Annotated in this window: 18 protein-coding genes; 7 read left to right on the forward strand and 11 right to left on the reverse strand. The window is 56.0% G+C overall.

What is annotated here, in order from left to right; genetic code table 11:
• Window positions 1-114 precede the first annotated feature (114 nt).
• The 4 genes from CA54_RS23515 to CA54_RS23530 all read right to left on the reverse strand — a co-directional run bounded on the left by CA54_RS23515 (window position 115) and on the right by CA54_RS23530 (window position 4665).
• Window positions 115-1452: an amidohydrolase gene (locus CA54_RS23515; RefSeq protein WP_146373464.1), complete on the reverse strand. Its 1338-nt coding sequence runs from the start codon at window positions 1450-1452 to the stop codon at window positions 115-117.
• Window positions 1453-1481: 29 nt separating this feature from the next.
• The gene (locus CA54_RS23520) at window positions 1482-2861 is read right to left on the reverse strand and encodes a DUF3748 domain-containing protein (protein ID WP_197532769.1); all 1380 of its coding nucleotides are present in this window, start codon (window positions 2859-2861) and stop codon (window positions 1482-1484) included.
• Between the two features lie 103 nt (window positions 2862-2964).
• Entirely contained in the window at window positions 2965-3603 is a 639-nt protein-coding gene (locus CA54_RS23525) for a hypothetical protein (protein ID WP_146373465.1), read from the reverse strand.
• A gap of 315 nt (window positions 3604-3918) precedes the next feature.
• Window positions 3919-4665 carry a flavodoxin family protein gene (locus tag CA54_RS23530; RefSeq protein ID WP_146373466.1) on the reverse strand — a complete coding sequence of 249 codons (747 nt, stop codon included), beginning with the start codon at window positions 4663-4665 and terminating at the stop codon, window positions 3919-3921.
• A gap of 421 nt (window positions 4666-5086) precedes the next feature.
• Here CA54_RS23530 and CA54_RS23535 point away from each other — a divergent pair, with 421 nt between their 5' ends.
• The 7 genes from CA54_RS23535 to CA54_RS23565 all read left to right on the forward strand — a co-directional run bounded on the left by CA54_RS23535 (window position 5087) and on the right by CA54_RS23565 (window position 15030).
• Entirely contained in the window at window positions 5087-5824 is a 738-nt protein-coding gene (locus CA54_RS23535) for a Crp/Fnr family transcriptional regulator (protein WP_146373467.1), read from the forward strand.
• 233 nt (window positions 5825-6057) lie between these two features.
• A complete protein-coding gene (locus CA54_RS23540; RefSeq protein ID WP_197532770.1) occupies window positions 6058-7131 on the forward strand; it encodes a peptidylprolyl isomerase in 1074 nt (357 codons plus the stop codon).
• 233 nt (window positions 7132-7364) lie between these two features.
• The gene (locus CA54_RS23545) at window positions 7365-8597 is read left to right on the forward strand and encodes an aminotransferase class I/II-fold pyridoxal phosphate-dependent enzyme (RefSeq protein WP_145377188.1); all 1233 of its coding nucleotides are present in this window, start codon (window positions 7365-7367) and stop codon (window positions 8595-8597) included.
• Window positions 8598-8649: 52 nt separating this feature from the next.
• Entirely contained in the window at window positions 8650-10143 is a 1494-nt protein-coding gene (locus CA54_RS23550) for a type II CAAX endopeptidase family protein (protein ID WP_146373469.1), read from the forward strand.
• 34 nt (window positions 10144-10177) lie between these two features.
• Window positions 10178-11389: a metallophosphoesterase gene (locus CA54_RS23555; protein ID WP_146373470.1), complete on the forward strand. Its 1212-nt coding sequence runs from the start codon at window positions 10178-10180 to the stop codon at window positions 11387-11389.
• A 29-nt stretch (window positions 11390-11418) separates the two neighbouring features.
• Entirely contained in the window at window positions 11419-11811 is a 393-nt protein-coding gene (locus tag CA54_RS23560; protein WP_231963177.1) for a hypothetical protein, read from the forward strand.
• Window positions 11812-12066: 255 nt separating this feature from the next.
• Window positions 12067-15030, forward strand: coding sequence for an FAD-binding and (Fe-S)-binding domain-containing protein (locus CA54_RS23565; RefSeq protein WP_146373471.1), 2964 nt, complete (start codon window positions 12067-12069; stop codon window positions 15028-15030).
• A gap of 3 nt (window positions 15031-15033) precedes the next feature.
• On the opposite strand, the gene scpB is transcribed toward CA54_RS23565, so the two are convergent.
• From scpB to CA54_RS23600, 7 genes are all read right to left on the reverse strand, one after another.
• Window positions 15034-15816 carry an SMC-Scp complex subunit ScpB gene (scpB, locus tag CA54_RS23570; protein ID WP_231963219.1) on the reverse strand — a complete coding sequence of 261 codons (783 nt, stop codon included), beginning with the start codon at window positions 15814-15816 and terminating at the stop codon, window positions 15034-15036.
• 161 nt (window positions 15817-15977) lie between these two features.
• Window positions 15978-16391, reverse strand: a complete 414-nt coding sequence (locus CA54_RS23575) for a zf-HC2 domain-containing protein (protein WP_146373473.1) — start codon at window positions 16389-16391, stop codon at window positions 15978-15980.
• Between the two features lie 243 nt (window positions 16392-16634).
• On the reverse strand, window positions 16635-18131 hold the full coding sequence (gene dnaA / locus CA54_RS23580) for a chromosomal replication initiator protein DnaA (protein ID WP_146373474.1): 1497 nt from the start codon (window positions 18129-18131) through the stop codon (window positions 16635-16637).
• A gap of 301 nt (window positions 18132-18432) precedes the next feature.
• Entirely contained in the window at window positions 18433-19332 is a 900-nt protein-coding gene (locus CA54_RS23585) for a GNAT family N-acetyltransferase (protein WP_146373475.1), read from the reverse strand.
• A gap of 293 nt (window positions 19333-19625) precedes the next feature.
• On the reverse strand, window positions 19626-19850 hold the full coding sequence (locus tag CA54_RS30255; protein WP_146373476.1) for an FmdB family zinc ribbon protein: 225 nt from the start codon (window positions 19848-19850) through the stop codon (window positions 19626-19628).
• A gap of 20 nt (window positions 19851-19870) precedes the next feature.
• Window positions 19871-20425 carry an anti-sigma factor family protein gene (locus CA54_RS23595; RefSeq protein ID WP_146373477.1) on the reverse strand — a complete coding sequence of 185 codons (555 nt, stop codon included), beginning with the start codon at window positions 20423-20425 and terminating at the stop codon, window positions 19871-19873.
• Entirely contained in the window at window positions 20412-21071 is a 660-nt protein-coding gene (locus tag CA54_RS23600; RefSeq protein ID WP_145377199.1) for an RNA polymerase sigma factor, read from the reverse strand. The genes CA54_RS23595 and CA54_RS23600 overlap by 14 nt, the downstream gene beginning before the upstream one ends.
• Between the last annotated feature and the right edge of the window lie 16 nt (window positions 21072-21087).

Genomic DNA, 21087 nt, shown 5'->3' on the forward strand with positions numbered 1-21087 from the left:
TCCTGTGAGGTGGATATATTCATAGAATTCATCACGCTATAGCCATCTTAGTCGCGTTACGGACAGGCCAATCGCGTGCTTCGCATCATACCATGCGTGGCCGCTGATCGCCCGTTATTGGTCGCCATCGAAATACTCGGTTTGAAAAACCGCGCGTTGGCAATCCAGATATTCCTCTTTGGTCATCGCAACTTCGTGATTCGCCATCACCCGCTGAGCGTTCGTCGCGTCGCCATGGAGCAGATCGATGGCCATCGTTGCCAACGTCTTGGCCGGCGCCAAGTAACCCGCATCGGCATCAGAAATATGCCAATCGATTTGGTGATGCGAACCGCTGGCACCGGTCATCATCGGATGCAGCACAGGCATGATTTGACTCAGATCCCCGGCATCGGTCGAACCGCCTGCGTGTGGATAGTCGCGATAGCCATCGCTCCCCAATATCGCACCGGCATTGTTGCGGAATAGCTCCGCCAACTCGGGGTCATTTCGCAACGGCAAATTGCCGGGGACCGTTTCGATCTCCACCCGGCACCCCATCGCCATGGCGGCGCCGCGCAACGCGCGATCGACCTTGGACGCCGCATCGAGAATCGCCGCAGGTGTTCTTCCGCGAACGTATGTCTCCAGACACACCTCGGCCGGCACGATATTTACCAAATCGCCCCCCTTGGTAATAATCGGATGCACCCGCACGCAATCTTCATCGCGAAACGTCTCCCGCTGCGCGTTGATGGCACTCAGCGCCAGCTGGGCGGCATTGAGCGCGTTGACGCCCCGTTCGGGAAAACCTCCGGCATGGGATGCCTTTCCCAAAAACCGGATGTTCTTGGCTAGAAAACCGTTCGACGATGGCGCCAACCCCATCCGGCCTTCGTGGACGTCGGGACTGGTCGAGTGAATCATCACCGCCATGTCCACATCATCAAATAGCCCCAATCGAATCAATTCCTGTTTGCCGGTCAGAAATGAAGTGCGGCCCTGTTTGACCAATCCCAGCCGGTAACCAATCTCGACATACTCCTCGGCCGGTACGGCGAAAAACACGATCGTGCCGGCAAGTTGTTCCGCCACACCCGATTGTGACAGCCCCAGCGCCGCTCCCAACATGCCGGCGATTTGCGCATTGTGTCCGCAAGCGTGTGCTGCCCCGGTCTCTGCGCAAGCGCGAGGATGATCCGGCACCTGCAGCGCGTCCAATTCCCCCATCAACGCCACCGTCGGCCCCGGCTTTCCGCCTCGCAAAACCGCCTTCACGCCGGTAATCGCCAATTGATCATCGAACGATAACCCGAAGTCCGTGAAAGTCTCCTTAACCAAATCCGCTGTGCGATATTCCTTAAAACCAAGCTCCGGCGCATCCATGATCGCTTCTCCGATCCCCACAACGGTCTCGCGGCGCGCACCAATTTCATCAGTAAGGTGCTGCTTCAACTCAGCGCAACTATTCATCGCCATACTCCTACCACAAACGGCGTGCGCTACGGGGCGCTCTGATTGAAATCAACTGCGAAGATCTGCGTCACATTCTTGCCATCCGTCGCCACGCTACGGTTATAGGCCAACGTCTCGCCGTCGTGACTCCACACCAACGCGTACGCTGCCGTGTTGCCATCGCTCAGCACATGACTTTTGCCAAAGTCCGCACCGGGCTCCACGTCGGCGACGAGAACCTTATTCCCGGCAACAAACGCAATGAATTTCCCCGAGGGATGCCAACGCGCATCGGTATCGACACCCCCTTTAACAAATGTTGCTTGCCGCGGTTCTCCTCCGGTAGGCGAGATCAGAAAAATCTGCCAGTCGCCTTGAGCATCGCGCATCCGAAACGAGATTTGCGAACCATCGTGGGAACTGCGGGCGATTCCCTCGCAACCGGGGTACTTCGCCTCAGCGGTGTGCGTCAACCGTCGTTGCACCGCACCGGCCGGCGGCATCGGAAAACGCGTGTCGGTCCCTTCCAGCGGTCCCAACGGCCCTGGTTTGGTGACGTCTTCGGGAATGTCGACAATATACAACTCGTCGAGCGGTTCTCCATGCTTGTCACGCGTCGTGCCAATAAACGCGCGGGCCAATTGCCGGCCACCATCTTCGCGACGGTATCCGTTTTGTCCGACCCAACTATCCGCAGCGGCATGCGAGATTTCGTCGCTGCCCGGCTTGGGTTCGGGTGTGACGACCACGACCAAGACCGAATAGCCTTCACCATGCGACAAAAACTGCGGCGACGCCGGGACCTGGACCGGATGCCCCAATTTCGTCACACCAATTGTCCGCAGATCCAGATGCTTGCCGGTCTTCAAACCGTGCGCGCGGACGACCGCGTCATTGTACGTAAAACCGACCCACTTCCCATCCCCGGAGAATTCATGCCGGTGCGTTCCACCGCGCAGCGCTCCCGGCGTGTAAGGCGCTTGCGTATCGCGGGCGTCGGCAAACCGAATACTCCCGTCGCCATCTCCACTCACGATGCCAGCGATGCGGCGGTGTTTTTCGTATTGGTCTTCCGCACCGGTCGGCTGCAGTGGTCCGTGAATGAAGATCACCTCGTCACGATCCGGCGCATAGCTGGCCGCCAACACGCCCGGACCAAAGGCGTTGGGATGCTGGGGTGTATACAGTTGCGTAATCTCACCCGTGGCAATTTCGACTTTCGCAATCACCCGCGCTTGAGACAAGTCGGGACCGGACCGCGTATCGAACACCAAAAACCGGTCGTCCGGCGAGAAATTGTCGTTGTTATCCAACTCATGGTTGAACGCCCTGTCCTGTGTGATCTGTCGCTCTTGCGCACTCGATTGCATCGTCATCAAAAGTAACACACCTCCCGCCACAAACCCAAAGATTCGGAGATTTGGCATTCTCTGTTCCAATAATTATTTACTTGTTGATCCTATTCAGACAGCGAGGGGACCAAATCGAATGTCTCCTGGCCACCCACATTTACAATTTTACACGACGGGTTCAATTTACATCCGTTTCAATATTGGGCTCCACCGAAAACTTAAAGCTTTCGCAAACACCACGAACGAAGTTCGCATCGATTGTGGGGGAGGCCCCGCGAAAATTAATATAGCCACCTTGCTTGCTCTGCTTGTGCTGCCAGAAAAAAGACGCAAATTTGCCATCAAAATAAACAATACCATCAACGTCATCCCGGAAAAGAGTTTCAGCCCGTTCCGACATTCTACTCCATAATAGTTGCCCCGCCGTCATGCAGAATGCATGCCATCGCACTTCGCCTGGTGACATTGACCAACGAAAATCACTGGTGCCGGCTTGGCAACAGTACCACCTTAGCTTGGGTAGCGTCACCCCCTTCAGCTCCGGGCGAATTTTGGCTACGTCGAACATGTCGTATAGTTCGCCATTATCCGCCGGTCTCGCCACCATCACCATAACGCCAACGCCGTTTTGAAATATGACTAGGTCCGGACTGGGTTGGTCCTGCGTTTCAACAACGTCGGAAGGTAATCGGAACTCCATACCATCAACGCGGACGGACGCCCAATCATCCGGGATATCCGTTTGCTGCATCTCTGATACTGGAATCGCGTGAACTTCGTCAGAATCCAGACGTGCCTCAGCATATTTCCACATCACATGTGGCCACCACCGAACAACGCACAAGATGATTAGCACGATAGCGCAAACCAGGACCGGTCTGGACCACAATCGAGACAGCATCCCGGTTTTGACACGATGTTCCGGGTTGTGCACTGGCTTGCGATTGCTCATTGAAGTAACACTTGTATTGCCCAACGGCAGGTCCAAACCTGAAATGCAATGACCGCAGACCATTCAACTTGCTAAAAACAGGTCTGTGTTCCGCGCCGCGTCTAAGTCCAGCGGACCGACCTAAACCTAGTCGAATAGGAGCGATACATGGCTGCCAGATGCCAACATTCGGCTCGGCTACTAGCGATGTTCAGGATTCGGAAAGTCGGATCGGCATCCAGCGTCCCATTGCGATCGTTGGTTCCCGTGCGGCGGAATACCACCAGCATTTTTAATCATCCGCGCCATGTGCATCAGGTTCCAGGTCATGAACGTCGTATTGCGATTCGTAAAGTCATTCTCCGGCCCGCCCGAACCGGGATCGAGATATGACGGACCGGGACCGGCTTCGCCCAGCCACGCAGCATCGGCCTGAGGTGGAATCACATAGCCGATGTGCTGCAATGAATAGAGAATATTCATCGCGCAATGTTTCGCTCCATCTTCGTTCCCGGTGATGAGACACCCCCCCACGCGGCCATAATAGGCGTATTGACCATGCGCGTTGAGATCTCCCGAGGATGAATAAAGCCGCTCTATCAATTGCGTGCAAATCGAAGTCTTCTCACCCAGCCAGATCGACGTGCCCACAACCAAAATGTCAGCCGCCATGACCTTCTCCGCAATCGCGGGCCATTCATCGTTGTCCCAACCATGCTGCGTCATATCCGGCCAGACGCCGGTGGCGATATCGTGATCGACCGGACGCAGGCACTCGGTGGCGATACCGTTTTTCTCCATGATCGCCGTCGAAATGTCGATCAGTCCTTGCGTATGCGACCGTTCCGGGGACTTTTTCAAGGTGCAATTCAAGAACAGAGCCGTGAGATCTGAAAAATCCCAGGAGCTTTCGCTACACATCTTTTCTTGTGCATCGCTGAGGGTCATAATTCGCTCCTTTGAAAGATGATCTGCAATAAGTGAAGACTCGCGAGCATCGGCTGTTGTTAGTCACTGTGACTTTGCCAATTCAATCGCAGCATCCCATGCTTGCAATGGAATTACAAGGTTCCCGCCGGCCAGCATGTCGCAAGGTTCCTTCGTAAAGTCGTTGCCAGGTTTCATAGTTTACGCCGAACATTGCGATTTGCCACAACCCGTTGCTTTATCAGAGGTAACACAAACCGCTATGACAGGTGTGCGGCCCGGTGTCTTGCCCGAATACTACCTACGCGGTATCCTGCTTACATTGTGGGGCGGAATGCGCCGCCGGTTTGGGACTCGCCTCGCACGACGCAGGAGACCCGAACGCCACCGGTCGCTTCAAGTGACAGGTCACTGCGAACCAGCCCGGCTAGGGATTGACTCCATGTCCGAGAAATTCTGGCATCTTAAGAGCTGTCAGTTGTTTGAACGGCTCACCGACGAACAGGTTTCACAACTTGAGAGCCGCGCACAGGTACGGACATTTGGTCGCGGCGAATTGGTCTATTTGCCCAGCGACCCCGGCACAACCGTGCTGTTAGTCGCCTCCGGCCGCATCAAGCTGTATCACATCACCAGCGACGGCAAACAAGCGCTATTGGGCTTTATGGAGCCGGGCGAACTGTTTGGCGAACTGTCGGTCTTCGATGGGGGCGAGCGGGAAGAATTCGCCGAAGCGATGGAGAAGTCCTCCGTCATCTCAATACCCCGTGAGCAACTACAAGCCGTTATGGATGCACACGCCCACGTTTCGATGGGCATTACCAAGTTAATGGGCTTGCGACGAAGACGTCTGGAACGCCGATTGAAATCGCTGTTGTTCCGCTCAAATCGCGAACGCCTCGTGCATCTGTTGCTGGAACTCGTTGAAAAATACGGCCAGCGGACCCCCGAGGGAATTCAACTGAGCATTAAGCTGTCGCACCAGGAACTGGCCAATGTCATTGGCAGCACACGGGAAACCGTGACCGTCCTGCTAGGAGAACTACAGGACGAAGGCAGCCTGATGATTCGCCGCCGGCAGATTGTGATTACAAACATGCCGCGATTGGCCGCAGCCGTCGATAGCCCGCCGCCAACGATTCCCGAACCGACAGAACGCAAATCCGCTCCGGCGTTTTGAAACAGCCGAGGGTTTTGAGAGAGCCTTTCATCGCTCAATCTAGCTCCCATCGGCTCCCTTCTCAAATGCGGTTGACCGGTTTTGAGAACTGGCGTATATTCCCGCCGCAATGACTAACCCCCTGTTTACGGTTGTGAAATTGCATCCCGTTAAATCCCCGTGGGACGATACCCGTTCGGGTCAATATCCCCGCAGATCCCTCCCTACAGACTGGCTCAAAGGATTGGATGCCCATGTCGACCAAACCCAAAACGACGCAAAAATGGATGTTTATTGTCGGAGGAACCGCATTAACCGTGCTCGTCGCGGGACTGTTGTTCCAAGTCATGCAGCCCGAAACGGGCAAGGCCGCCGCACGCGGTGAGCGGAGCCTGCGCAGCAATCAAACTGCGAACAGCACAGGGCAAAGCCGCAAACGCAGCGTCGCCCGCGTGAATGGTCAATTGATCTCCTACGACCAACTGGCCGAAGAATGCGTCGCGCGTTACGGGAACAAAGTGCTGGAAGGAATCATCAACCGGACAATGATTCAGCAAGCCTTTGAAGGCAAAGCCGATGCCCCGACCGCACAGGATATCGAAAAAGAAATCCGCTCGATCGCTAAAAAATTCAATTTGGATACCGCGCAGTGGCTGGAGATGATGCACTCGCAACAAGAAATGACTCCCGACCAATATCGCCGCGACGTCATCTGGCCCATGTTGGCACTCAAAAAGTTGGCCGGACACGATGTGACGATTACGCAAAAGGAACTCGAAGAAGCTTACCAGCGCAACTATGGCGAACGGGTGCGGGTGCGAGTGATTATTCTGGATCGGATTCGCCAAGCCCAAGAAGTCTGGGAAAAAGTGAAAGACAATCCTGAGAACTTCGGCCGTTTGGCTATGGAGTATTCCATCGATTCCTCCAGCCGAGCTTTGGAAGGGAAAGTCCCGCCGATTCGTCGATTCTCTGGAAGCAGCGAAATCGAAAAAGCGGCGTTCTCATTGGCCGACGGCGAAATCTCTGGAGTCATTCAAATCCCCGAAAACAAGCACTGGGTGATCATTAAATGCGAAGGCCGCACCGATCCGGTCAGTGGCGTCTCGATGGCCGATGTGCGTTCCATTCTCGAGGAAGAACTCCGCGACGAAAAAGTGCAACTCTTGGTCAACAAGACGTTCAACACACTGGAATCGAAGGCGCGTGTCGACAACTATCTGACCGGCGTCACGACCGGCAGTAGCAAACGCTCAACTGCCCGCACTAAACAAGATTCAAATATCCAACAAGTCGGCGGCACACGAACAGCACCACAGCGCCCGTAGCCCCCGACGCACTGAAGTGCGATAACACGAGTGAAAAGAGACACCGGCACGCGAGACAATTTGGCATCTCGCGTGCCGTTTTATTTGCGCAGCGAACCAGGTGCCCCCCATCGGTCTCTTTGCTTCCAGGGGCGACGTGCTACAATTGGCGCCACTGCACAAGTTTTGTTCAAACGGACACGTTTGAAACCAAAGAATCCACATGACGGCTCGGCAGCCAGAGAAATAAACAGATGCGAAGCGAATCAGAACAACCGGAGTCGGACAACCCCTTCACCATTCCGGTGGCCACGCGCGTGTTGCGGCTGCCGCCTTATTTGTTTGGCAAAATCAACGCGCTGAAACACAAGAAGCGGGTGGCAGGGGTCGATGTCATTGACCTGGGAATGGGAAATCCCACGGATCCGCCCGACCCGATGATCATCGAAAAACTGACGGAGGCGGTTGCCGATCCGCGAAATCACCGCTATTCAGTCTCGACCGGGGTGGAGAATCTTCGCCGCGAAGTGGGAAAACGGTATTGGAAGCGCTACGGCGTGCGGATTGATCCGAACGACGAAGTCGTGGCCTGTATCGGCTCTAAGGAAGGTTTCAGCCACCTGTGCTTGGCGTTAATGGGACCGGGAGACACGGCCATCGTCCCCGCCCCGTCGTTTCCAGTCCACGTCTATGCTGTCGCGCTGGCCTCGGGGAATGTCATTGCGCTGGATGTACGTGATCCGGAACAATTCCTTGCCAACATCGACTACACTTGCACCCATTTGTATCCCAAGCCGAAGCTGGTCATCGTCAATTTTCCGCACAATCCCTCTGCCACGGTGATCGAACAAGACTTTTATGTCGAGTTGGTGCGGCTGGCCAAAAAACATGGATTTTTGGTCATCAGTGATTTCGCCTACGCAGACATCTGTTTCGAAGGGTACCAGGCGCCCAGCTTTTTAGCCACGCCCGGTGCATTCGAGGTCGGAGTCGAATTCACCACGATGAGTAAAGGCTACAGCATGGCAGGTTGGCGCATCGGCTTTTGTGCCGGCAATGCCGAAATGTGCCGCGCGCTGGCAACGATCAAAGGCTACTACGATTACGGCATCTTCCAGCCGGTCCAGATTGCGGCAATCGTCGCCATGCGCAATTGCGACGCCGCCGTGGAGAGTATTGCCGAGGAGTACCATCGCCGCCGGGATGTCCTGTGCGATGGTCTGGAACGTCTCGGGTGGGAAATCGAACGTCCCCGCGCAGGGATGTTCATCTGGGCAAAAATCCCCGAGCCTTGGGCACAGATGGGGTCAATCGACTTTGCCATGAAATTGCTGGACGAAGTCGGCGTGGCGGTCAGCCCAGGGCGTGGCTTTGGCGAAGAGGGTGAAGGCTATCTGCGGATGGCGATCGTCGAAAACGAGCAACGACTCCGGCAAGCGGTCCGACAAATTGGACGGTGCATGAAACAGGAAGTCGAACAGCCGTAACCCTGCCGCAGCATTCGCCGCATCCATCTCGAGACTCGGGCCATCTGAATCTATGCAATATCACGAATCCGATACGCCGATACTGGAGCTCGAAGCCGACGTCCCGGTCCGCCGGGGATTTCCTCGCATCGCTTGGCTGGTGATTCTTGCAATGGTCGGTTTCGTGACCTATCTGCAAAACGGCGGGAGGGGTGAGCCGCACCCGCTGGAAGACGAAGGGGCCGCTCCGCAAGATGTCATCATGCTGTTGCAATCCCGATACTTGGTCGGGGCCGCTTCATTGTGGCAAGATCAGGACAAAATGACGGCCCCGCAGTTGTACGTACAGGCGGCTCCCTTAAACCAAGGGACCATCGAACAGCGGTTGCGGTTTGTCATTGTCGCCGAAGAGTTGGCTGGCCCCGAAGAAGCACTCTCGGTGTTAATGGACATCAACGACCGCGTTAAAACCAGCGGTTTTGAACTCAACAAACAGCAAATCGAATTGCGCGACGCATTGACGGCGCTTATGACTGACTATGCTGCTGAGGAATGGACCGGGCCGTCGGTCACCCCACAGCAGCGACAACTCTTGAAAGACCAACTCGGATGGTTTGGCGACTTGGCGTTGGCCCCCAAACAAGGTACCAACGAAGCAGCCCGTTCCACAGTCATCCGCTCAGCCCAGCAAACCGCCATCGCCCTACTGAGTTCAGGCGGGCTGTTTTGTTCGCTCTTGATGGTCGGCATTGTGGCGTTGGTCGTGTTTACCGCTGCCTACATCACCGGCAGCGTGCGCCCCGCGATTCACTGTGGCCACAGCAACTACGCAGGAATCTACCCGGAAACCTTTGCCGTCTGGCTGTTCCTGTTTTTCGTGCTCACACAGACTGCGTCCATGTTGGTCCAAGATGACCGCTATCGCACGCTGGTCCTGGCAACCGCGATGTTTGGTAGCCTGTTCGCCTTGGCTTGGCCCCGGTTGCGGGGGATTCCGTGGCGGCAAATTCGCGCTGATATTGGTTGGACGGCCGGTAACCGTCCGTTGGCAGAACCAGCCATCGGGGTCGGCAGTTATGTGATGACGATCCCGATTCTGTTCGTAGGATTTCTGGCATCCTTAATCTTAATGCTCCTCACCGGTCTTGTGGAACCGGTTGGTGGTGGGGTCGATGATTTCTCACCAACAAACTTACCCAGCCACCCAATCGTCTCGACCGTGGCAAACGCCGACTGGTTCATGGTTTTTCAGTTGTATCTTGTGGCCGCAATCGGCGCGCCGGTCGTCGAAGAGACCATGTTTCGCGGCGTCATGTATCGCCATCTGCGCGAATGCAGCCACCGTTGGGGCTTCCTGGCCAGTTTCCTATTCTCAGCACTGATCAACTCGTTTATCTTTGCGGTAATCCATCCGCAAGGTCTTGTCGCGGTTCCCGCGCTGATGGCGATTGCTTTGGGACTGACATTAGCCCGCGAGTGGCGAGGAACTTTGATTCCGTCGATGATCGCACACGGCATTCATAACGGGTTATTGTTAACAGTGCTTCTGCTGGCGATCGGCAACTGAAACCGCAATCGCCCCGTTTCCGGTATCACGAACCATGAACTGGCTGAACCTACTGTTGATGGCGGTCCTTTCACTCGGCAATCTCGCGATTGTCGTGGCCGTGCTAAACCGTATCAGCACCGCGCGCGTTCACTTAAGTACACTCTCCATCATTCGCCGCAGCCATGCATTGTTCATCATTGGCTTCACTCTGGCATTGATCTACCAAGGAGGCTTCGGGCGCCCGCGATTACTGTTCGACGGAAGTTGGTTGGACATCGCGCCGATTTATTTAGTCTATCTCGCGGCGTGTGGAATCTCGGCAATATTCGCGTCGGTGATCGTCGTCCGCCGTTGGTTCTACCGCCCTCCGGCGGCACTGCTCTCCAGCCACAGCGAGATCATCGACGTAGCCGCCATGCTCGGCAAACAACCGTTGGCTGCCGGGCGGTATCACAGCTTGGCAAAACTACCGGGCAATGAAATCTTCAAAGTCGAAATCGGCACCAAAGACCTCCACCTGCCCGGCTTGCCTCAAGCTTGGGATGGTTTGTCGATACTGCATGTCTCCGATCTGCATTTTATCGGCACCATCACCCGCGAATACTTTGAAGAAGTTCTTCGCCGCGGCCAGGAGTTGGGGTCCGACATGGTGGTCTTTACCGGCGACTTGCTCGACGAACAACATCTGACCGATTGGCTTCCAGAGACGCTGGGACAACTCAGCGCCCCACTGGGCTGTTATTTCATCCTTGGCAACCACGACTGGGACCTCGACCCCGATGCGACACGAAAATGTTTTCGCGAGCTGGGCTGGATCGATGTCGCCGACCGGTTTACAACCATTGAGCACGCCGAGAAAAAAATGTTGATCGCCGGTTCGGAATACCCCTGGATGGGAAACAATCCCGACATCACAGCCGCCAAAGAGGTCGACTTCCGCTTGTTGTTGAGCCACACCCCCGACAACTACCCCTGGGCCCGTCGTGCAAATTTCGATTTGATGCTCTCGGGCCACAATCACGGCGGACAAATTTGTGTCCCCGGCATCGGACCGATCTATACGCCCAGTCTCTACGGCACGCGGTATTCCGCAGGGACCTTTTACCGACAACCAACTCTGCTATATGTCACGCGGGGTATTTCGGGCAAGGAACCGCTCCGGTACAATTGCTTACCGGAATTAACACAATTAGTGTTGCGCCCTACGACGGTCCCGTCGTCTCAGGCTGACCAAAAACGAAAACTAATCAGTGCAAAAACCTAGTCCGCCGAGTTCGTTTAAGGTGGCGAAGCGTGCGTATTGTTTTGACTTTATTGACGATCGTTTGGGCCTCGCCCTGGTCGTTGCTGGGAATCATCGTCGGCCTGTTGGGGTTATTGTCCGGTGGTCGCGCTCGGCGGGTGGGGATGGCTTTGGAATTCCATGGCGGAGCCGTCACCTGGTTTTTGCGGCACTGCCCGAATAACCCGATGGCAATGACCATGGGACATACCATCCTGGGACTCACCGATGCGGCGCTCGACATCACCCGCGATCACGAATGGGTCCATGTCCGCCAATATGCCCGTTGGGGACCGTTTTTCATCCCAGCCTATTTATATTTCTCAACCGTCTTATGGTTTCAAGGCAAAGATCCCTACCGCGACAACCCCTTCGAACGCGAAGCGTACGGCGATACCGATTAACACCGCCGGTTTGAATCCATCATCGCCATAAATATCGGGTGCCACTGGCAGCTTGTCCGCCAGTGCAACCCATTTCAAACAAACCTACTTCGTTTCGCTCAGCAGCCCTCTCCCCCAAACCGTCTACTTGCGGTCGCAATCCCCACGACTATTATACACATCTGTAGCGGCGCATGGGTGCGTCACAAGGGCGGGTTGACTTATAATCACCACGTCACACAGCGGTCGCACCTTCGCACAAATTGAAAATACAACATGCCTTCACCACTAGAAACCGAATTGCGGCAACAGATTGCTGGCGACGTACTCTTCGACGACGTCAGCCGCGGGCTGTATAGCACCGACGCTAGCATCTATCAAATTCCGCCGATTGGCGTCGTGTTGCCCAAATCAAAAGCGGACGTTCGCGCCGCCATTCAAATCGCAGCGGCGCATGGCGTGCCGATTTTGCCGCGTGGTGGCGGCACCAGTCTTTCGGGGCAGACGGTGGCAACGGCGATTGTGATTGATTTTTCCAAGTACATGAATCGCATCCTGGAAATCGATGCTGAGCGGGGTCTGGTGCGGATCGAACCGGGGGTCGTGTTGGATCAACTCAACGCTGCCCTCAAACCGCACGGCCTGCAATTCGGCCCCGATGTCTCCACCAGCAACCGCGCCGCGTTAGGTGGCATGATCGGCAACAATTCCGCCGGATCCCGTTCGGTACGTCACGGCAAAACCATCGACCATGTTCGCGAACTGCACGTGCTACTGGCCGACGGGACCGAACTGCAATGCGAACCACTCAGCCCCGACGCGGTTGCTCAGCGACAAGCACTGGAAAACACCGAAGGCGAGATCTATCGCCGGTTGCCGGCGATCGTCGACGCGGTTCGTGATGAAATCATCGCCCGCTATCCGCGCATCCTCCGCCGCGTGAGTGGATACAACCTCGATGCCTTTGTGCCGGAACTGCAAACCGAGTTACCCATCGCCGCCACCTCAGCAGAGCTAAATACCCAATGGCCCGATCGCGGGGAGTTCAATCTCGCTAAAATTATTGTCGGCGCAGAAGGGACGTTGGGAACCATCACCGAAGCGGTCCTCCATGCCGTGCCACTCCCCAAACAGCGCGGCGTCGCCTGTCTACAGTTTCGCACAATCGATGCGGCGCTCAAATCGGTGACAACGATTCTAAAGACCGAACCCTCAGCCATCGAAATGCTCGACAAGTACATCATCGAACTGTCGCGCACCAATTTGGAGTACCGCCGCTATTTAGATTTCGTCGAGGGGACACCCGAGGCGTTGCTGATTGTCGAATACAGCGGCGAGACCTTGGAGTTTGTTCAGAATAAACTTGAGCATCTGGAGCAAATCCTCGTCGGTTGGGAGGGCCTCGAAAAATACATCCCCGCTGTCGATCCTGCGCAGCGGGACCGAATTTGGAATTGCCGCAAAGCCAGCGCGCCTTTACTCCTAAGTATCCCCGGTGCCCGCAAACCAATTGCCTTTGTCGAGGACCCGGCCGTCGCTCCCGGACAAGCAGCGGAGTTCGCCCGGCGCTTTCGCCAAATCCTCGACCGTCGTGGTGTCGCCGGATCGTTTTATGGACATGCGTCCGTCGGATGCCTGCACATCCGCCCCATGCTCGATACAAAAACCGCCGAGGATTTGACCGCACTCAAAGAAATTTCCGATGAAGTTGCCGCCCTGATCGGCGAATTTCACGGCTCCATGTCGGGCGAACATGGCGACGGGCTGGCCCGCAGTTACCACAACCGTGACCTGTTCGGCGAGAAGCTGTACGCGGCCTTTGAAGAGGTCAAACGCCTATTCGATCCCCGTGGCTTGATGAATCCCGGCAAGGTGGTCAGCGATGTCTCACCCGTCGAAAATCTGCGCTATGGTACGGAGTATCGCGGGCGTGAAATTAAAACGTTTCTCGATTTCAGCACCGAAGCGGCTAGCGCCGGTGCAACGGAAAATGGATTTCTGGCAGCGACGGAGATGTGCAACGGTTCGGGGGTTTGCCGCAAAACCAACACTGGCACGATGTGCCCTTCGTTCATGGCGACGCGCGACGAAGAACATTCCACCCGCGGCCGCGCAAATGCACTGCGACTCGCACTATCGGGACAATTGCCGGACGATGCATTGACGTCACAACGGATGTACGATGTGATGGACCTGTGCTTGATGTGCAAGGGATGCAAAGCGGAATGCCCGTCCAACGTCGACGTCGCCAAGCTCAAAGTCGAATTCCTCGCTCAATATTACCAAACGCATCGCCCTTCTCTCGGCACAGTTGTCATGGCCCACACGGGACGCCTGAATCGCATCGGTTCGGCGCTGGCCCCGGTATCAAACTGGTTGGCCCGTCTGCCCGGCGCTGCCTACCTGACGGAAAAACTGTTCGGCGTCGACCGTCGCCGCCAAATACCCACATTCCAGCACGACCATTTCGGCCGCTGGTTCAGTCGCCACGCGCCGCACTCCCGCGCCGGCCAGCGCGGAAAGGTCATCCTCCTCGATGATTGTTTGACCAGCTTTTGCGAGCCAAACATCAATCGCGCCGCTGTGCAACTGTTGGAACGCGCGGGGTATACCGTCGAATTGGCGGGATTGCACTGTTGCGGCCGGCCGTATTTCTCCAAGGGCCTCATCGCGCAGGGGAAGTCCATGGTCGAGGAAAATATTGCGACCTTGGACAAACTCTCGTCCAGCAACGTACCCATTCTCGGTTGCGAGCCGAGTTGCCTGCTGTCGTTGGTCGACGAATATCCCGACCTCGTTCCCACAGAAGCGGCCCAACGCGTGCGTTCGCGAAGTTTCACGCTCGATGCCTGGTTGGCCGAACGAACGGCAGCGGGAAACTGCGACTTGAAATTTGATCCCCTAAACCAATCCGCCCTGTTACACGGCCACTGCCAACAAAAAGCACTCGTCGGCACGTCCGGCACGCTGGACGCTTTGAAACTGATCCCGCAATTGAACGTGACCGAAGTCAATTCCGGCTGTTGCGGCATGGCGGGTTCGTTCGGCTATGAGCATTTCGACGTGAGCATGGCCATCGGTGAGCGCGTTTTGTTTCCCGCAGCCAAGGCCCATACCACTGGACCGGTGCTCGCGCCCGGGTTCTCCTGCCGGCACCAACTCGCCGACGGCACAGGCACGCAGGCGTTACACCCCATCGAGTTGCTCGCGCAACAATTAACGCCGGATGAGCAATCCTAAGCGTCACTTTTTATCCAGCACATCCGCCATCGGCAATTCGTCGAGGCTGCCGATGCCGAAGACCGACAGGAAGCGCGGCGTGGTCTGATAGGTGACCACTTTGGGATTTTCTTCGTCGCGGTGAATCGCAATCAATTGACGGCGAACTAATTGGCTCAACAGGCTGCCAGCGTTGTTACGACCGGTCGCTTCGGCATCCTCACGAGTGATTGGTTGTTGATAGGCAACCAATGCTAAAATCCCCAGTGCATCCTGTGATAGTTTTACTTCCCGCGGACCAATGCCAAAGACACGATTGCGGACCCGCGCAAAGGACTCGCGCAGTGCGAGACTGTATCCCCCTTCCCCCAACCGAATTTCGTAGGGACGGTTTTCCGCCGCGTAAGTCTGATTTATCTCATCCGCGAGGCTCTGCACCGCACTACTATCGAAGCTGTCTCCCAATAGCCCGGCGAGTTTTTTTGACGAGAGCGGTTTGCCTCCGACAAACAAAGCCGCTTCCAAAATCTGCGGCGGAGTAAAACGGGGGGGCTGACTCGCCTGTTCGTCCTCTTCTTCCGCGGATGACGACTCTGCCTCACTCGCACCGGCGGCGATCGCCTCCTCGCCGAGAGAGGTGTCCGACTCCCCTTCCCGCTCCACTGTTGCTTCTGCCACGGCCTTGGGAACTTCAATCCCCCAATCGGCATCATCCATCGCTTCAACAGCGCGGAGGTACTGGGCGTCAATTTCCTCTGCGGAAATATCCAGTTCGTCAGAGAACTCGTCGGCTGGGGGATTGTCCATTTGACTCACGGCTGGGGGCCACTCCATTGGCATCACACGGACCCATTTCCGCGTGCTGTGCAGGGGATTTTACCGCAAGAAGGCGAATCGCCTCAATAGCGACTCAACCGGGCGCATTTGCGTTTCACGCGAGAAATCGGCCGGAACCACCGGTTTTCGCCTCAAAGCCCAGCAAAAGCCCGAGACTCGTGCTGTCTAAGCTGCCATGCACGACGCAGAGCAACATCCCCGTCAGCCTTGCCCTTTTGTAATTTTGCGATCTTCTCACGACAACGGCGGCAATTTTCTAAGTGTAGCCGGACATGCTCCGTCTCAGCAGGGCCGAGCTTTCCAGAGACATATTTGTCCGCCATCGACTCGACATCGTGGCACGCTAGGTCCGCCATCTCAGGCGATTGCATTTTGTTGATGGCAAAATTCCCGACCAAGAGCAGCACAATCACAGCTGAGGCGGTTCCGCCGATCACCATTGACTGCCGCGTACGGCGTTTTCCACGCAGTCCAACTACGAGCCGTCCCATCTCACCTTGCGGGCAGGCTTGCCACTCGTTCGCGTTGGACTGATTCTCGCTCATGGAATTGCTTTTGTACTGCTGAGTCGGCTCAAATAATTCTGTTCAAACGACAAATTGCTATGATTTCGACGAGGGCAGTCTTACAAAAACCCGCCCATCACAGAAACCGAGCATAAGTATCATCGGCCATCCCGAAACTTCGATCTGTATGATACACCACATTGCCTCAATGTGATGTCCAAATTGGCGTCGTCTGTAAGGATTTTCGCACGGCTGCGCGGCACGATCAATAGCCCGGCAAAGTCAACTAACGCGCAATTGTTGCTCTAAAGTGTCCAGAATATCCTGCACCCGCCAGTTCTGCGCGGCGACTTGAATGGTCGCTGAACCAGTGACCAACGCATCCACCCGTTTTTCCGCCGATATCACCGTGCTGTGGTTGCGTCCTCCGAAGTACCCCCCAATCTCGCTATACGCCGCGTGAGTATGCTTTCGCGCCAGGTACATCGCCAACATGCGCGGTTGGCTGACTGTCCGCCCACGTTTCGAAGATTTGAGACAAGCCGCTTCAATCCCAAACAAATTACAGACCGCCTCTTCCACATCCGCCATACGGATCACCCGAATGCAATCACGCTCCAAATCGGCTAGTACCTGTTGGGCGGTTCCCAATCGCACTCGTTTGCCGGTCATGCAGTAATAGGTTTGCAGGCAATTCAATGCTCCTTCGAGTTCGCGGACGTTGTTGCGAAATCGATCCGCCACAAAATTCAATGCTTCATCCGAAAACTGCCCTGACAACCGCCGTGCTTTTTTAAACACGATTTCCTTACGTGTCTCGGCATCGGGCGCCTCCATACGGCACACCATCCCGGACAGAAATCGTGTTTTCAATTCGTCGCTGAGCTTAGTGGATAACCGCGGATGTTTATTGCCGGTCAGCACAACTTGCCGGCCGTGGCTGACAAGTTGTTTGAACGTGTGCAAAAACTCCTCTTGGATGACCCGTTTGCCTTCAAAGAAATCAACGTCATCCACCAACAGAATATCCACCGAGCGAAAGCGTTGGCGAAAACTCGGTAGCGTGTGGTTGCGGAGTGCCTCGGTGAAATAATTCGCAAATGCCTCGGACGTGAGGTAAACGACTTGCAGTTCCCGATTTTCACGGCGCAAGCGGCGGTAGATCCCCTCCAACAAATGCGTCTTGCCGGTTCCCACGGGTCCGTGGAATAACAGCGGATTGAAATTGGCATCGGCCGAATCACAAATCTGATGTGCGGCGGTCAGGGCCAATTCGTTGCAGGGACCTTTAACGAAATCACTCAGATCGGAAAACCGTCGACCGCGTCGGCGTTCCGTCGGAGACTTCGTTTTCGGTTCGCGCTTCGGCTTGGGCGTCGAGGGCTGTTCGCCGTCGACGTCGTTGCTGCCGCCGCTATTTTGGATTAGGGCGCCGGCGACATCCGGATCGACTTCGAACCGAACCCGCACGGAGGGGCCCAACACCGATTGGGCGGCTTGCCGTACGGTGGATCGATATTTCTTTTGAAACCAGTCCGCTAAAAATGGACTGGCCACGCCGATCGTGATTTCATCGTCCTGGACCGTCAGCGACGTCTTGTCGGAGAACCATTGCTGATAGGCATGGTCGCCGACGGCTGTCGCCAACGCGCGCAGAATTTGCTCTTCGGCCGATGTGAACATCGGCGCGAACGCGATCGTATCGGGCTGCATCGTGCTACCCCCAAACGCGCACGTACTGCGATCCTCGCCTCCTTGGGAGGTTCTAAACGACGGCATCCGTTGCCAGAGCCTCTATCGTGTTGCGATAGGAGCGCAGTGTTGCTGCTGGATGTGAAGACTGTCACGACGAATCATGCACCATTCGATTCGCCGTCACGCTTATGGAAACTTACTCGGTGAAACGATCCTATCCGGACGGGCGCCGCTGTCAAACCAAAAAGCGAATCTTCTCAAGTCGATTTCGAATATGACTACGAAAAGGCGGAAACTCCCGTTCATTTTTCGGGACCGACGCAGTCAAAAAAACATGGCCCGCTAACAGCCGTGTGAAGAACCTGTCGACTATTTGCCGCGCAACTCAGGGCCGCATATGTAGGTGCAGCGCACGCGTTGCCAATGCCGAAAAACCCAACCGCTCGTAAGTTGCGGACGCATACCGGTTTCGGCTATCAACCGCCAAAAAGACTGTGTCCGCATCACTGCGCGGCAGCTTGGGTAACGCATCCAACAGCATCCGCCAGCCGAGTCCCTGCCCTCGGTAGGACGGTCCCACGCCCATATATACCAGTTCCCAAGCCCGTTGATCGGGATGTTCCGACAGCAACAAAACCCCCGCGTCGACGTTATCGATGCAATACAATCGCCAAGTCTCAGCCGCAAAGCGTCCCGCTGCTCGGTGCGACGCGAGTGCTTGCTCCGCTGTCCGTATGCCGTCCAGTTCGGGACAGTCCAACGTCGCCCGATAGGATTGCTCCAAGAGCGCCACAAACCGATCGTGCGTCCCCGTGCTGTAGACAACCGACTCCAGCGGCGGACGCGTCTCCTGCGGCCAACTGTGATCCAAATTGCGCTCCATAAACAACAGATCGGTCAAATACACGATGCCGTTGCGCGTGAGAAGTTTCCGCCCCGACAGGTCCTCCGGCTCTAAAATGGACTGTATGATCGTGACACCGGCTGCCTCCAAATGCCGGACGGCCGCAGCGACGAGCGCGTCGGCCATTTCGTCATCCCCATTCGCAACTTCGGGGGGCCAGACCGATGCCGTTTGCCCCGGTTGAATGACCGTAAGGATCGCGCCGACCGGTTCTTCGCTACGGTAGCCGATCAGCAGATCGTCCAGGATCAACTCACCATGTGCGGCAGAGGCCAAGGCATTTGCGACGCGTAGCTGTCGATCCGCTACCGGTACCTGCTGCATCAGCAATCGTACGGCGGTCTCAACGTCTGGGCCGACGGCGGGGCGGATGGTAATCATACTCTCCCCCCCTGAAGGCAGGTGATGCCTACGGCGATGGCTGGGCTATCCAAATGAAATAGATGTACGCGCATACTCAATGCACAATCGCGCAAGATCTGGGGAGAAGGGGAAGCTACGATGCCGCAGATCGCCCCATTGCGCAACGCAGCTTGGAAAATCCACAACGTCCCCGCAACCAAAGCAATCAGGAATGACCGGCCACGAATCGAGTCGAGAAGCCGGTTGCTTGCAGAATACGGCGCTCAGGTCTGGATTTCAATCGCAGTCGTTGCGCCGTCGGCACACGCGGCTTACATGCGGCAGCAGCCAGGACTGCAGGGGGGAGCATCGCTCGGGGGACAAGCGTTGGAGATCGGCAAACCACCCGCAGTGCGGGTGGCGTGTGCCGCTGGAGCGCTGAGCAACTTCTCCAACTTGCCAGCACCACAATCAGGGCATTTTACCTGTTCGCCGTTTCTCACAAGGAGTTCAAACTCATGCTGACAGGCCGAGCAGGCGTACTCAAATATCGGCATGGCAAAAAAACGCCTTCGGTTTAAAGTTCGTTCAGCGGTTCGAAATAAGGTCCGCGCTGAAACTGCTGTTGTGGCGGTGATTGAAAATTAAGGGAACCTCCCACGCCGAGCATATTGGATTCGGCACCAGTCCCACCGCGGTGCATGTGGCGAAAATCACCGAACTGCGACGCATTGGCAGCTGGGGTCGGATGAGACCCAAAACTCGAATCGACAAACGAGACAGGTTCGCTTTGGCCATCGATCATGGGGGTTGAACCCACAAAAATCAAGAGCGCCACGCAAGCTGCCGCCAACGTGGCTGTCGGCAGCCAACTCGGAAAGCCGCGCTGCGTCTGCAAAACGGTGGCCGGAGAAATCTGGGCACGCAACCGTGGCCACAGGGATTCCCCGCGAATCTCAGTGGGAGTTTCGCTCACGACACGCATGATCGTCCGACTGTCGGTGAGATCCTGTAATGCCTCACGGCAAACGGGACACTGAGCGATATGTCTACGGGCGGCGACCGCCTCGTTGACTTCCAATTCATCGCCGACCAGCAGGGCCAACTTATGTTGAAAATCATGACAACTCATCGGTGAATTCCTCGCCCCCTAAAAAGGTATCGACAACGTCTTGATCCAAATTCCGCTTTTCCCAGAGCTTTTGAAAACGCGTCCGGGCTTCCGCCAATCGCCAACGAATCGTGGCTTCCTTGCGGTTTTCAATCGCGGCAATTTCCGAAGTAGAGAAGTTCTCCAAATCCCGTAAAACCAGTACCTTGCGGTATTTCTCCGGAATCTGCTCTAAAACGTGCTGCACCTCCTGCCGCAGGTCAATCTCCTGACGCGGGTCGTCGGTCGATGGATCGGGTGACTTTTCCGAAGCACTTTCAGAAAAAAGCGACGTCCAACCGCGACGTTTTCTGCGTCGCAAATAATCCAATGCCAAATTCACGCCGATGCGAAACAACCAGGGACCAAATCGCCGCGAGGGATCAAACTGATCCAATCGTTCAAAGGCACGGAGAAACGTTTCCTGAGCCAAGTCACGTGATAGCTCCGTGTCATGCACGAACCGCAGAATCACGCCAATCAGCCGCCGTTCGTAGCGTGTCACCAGCCCGCCGTAAGCATCCTTGTCGCCACGGCGCACATCTTCCACCAAACGGGCGTCACTGAGCGTAACCCCGGATTCCTCAAGATCGGTTGTGCCGGCCTCGTTTTTTGACATTAAAATCATAAGCAATTCCCTTCAC

Source organism: Symmachiella macrocystis, assembly GCF_007860075.1.
Classification (GTDB): Bacteria; Planctomycetota; Planctomycetia; order Planctomycetales; family Planctomycetaceae; genus Symmachiella; species Symmachiella macrocystis.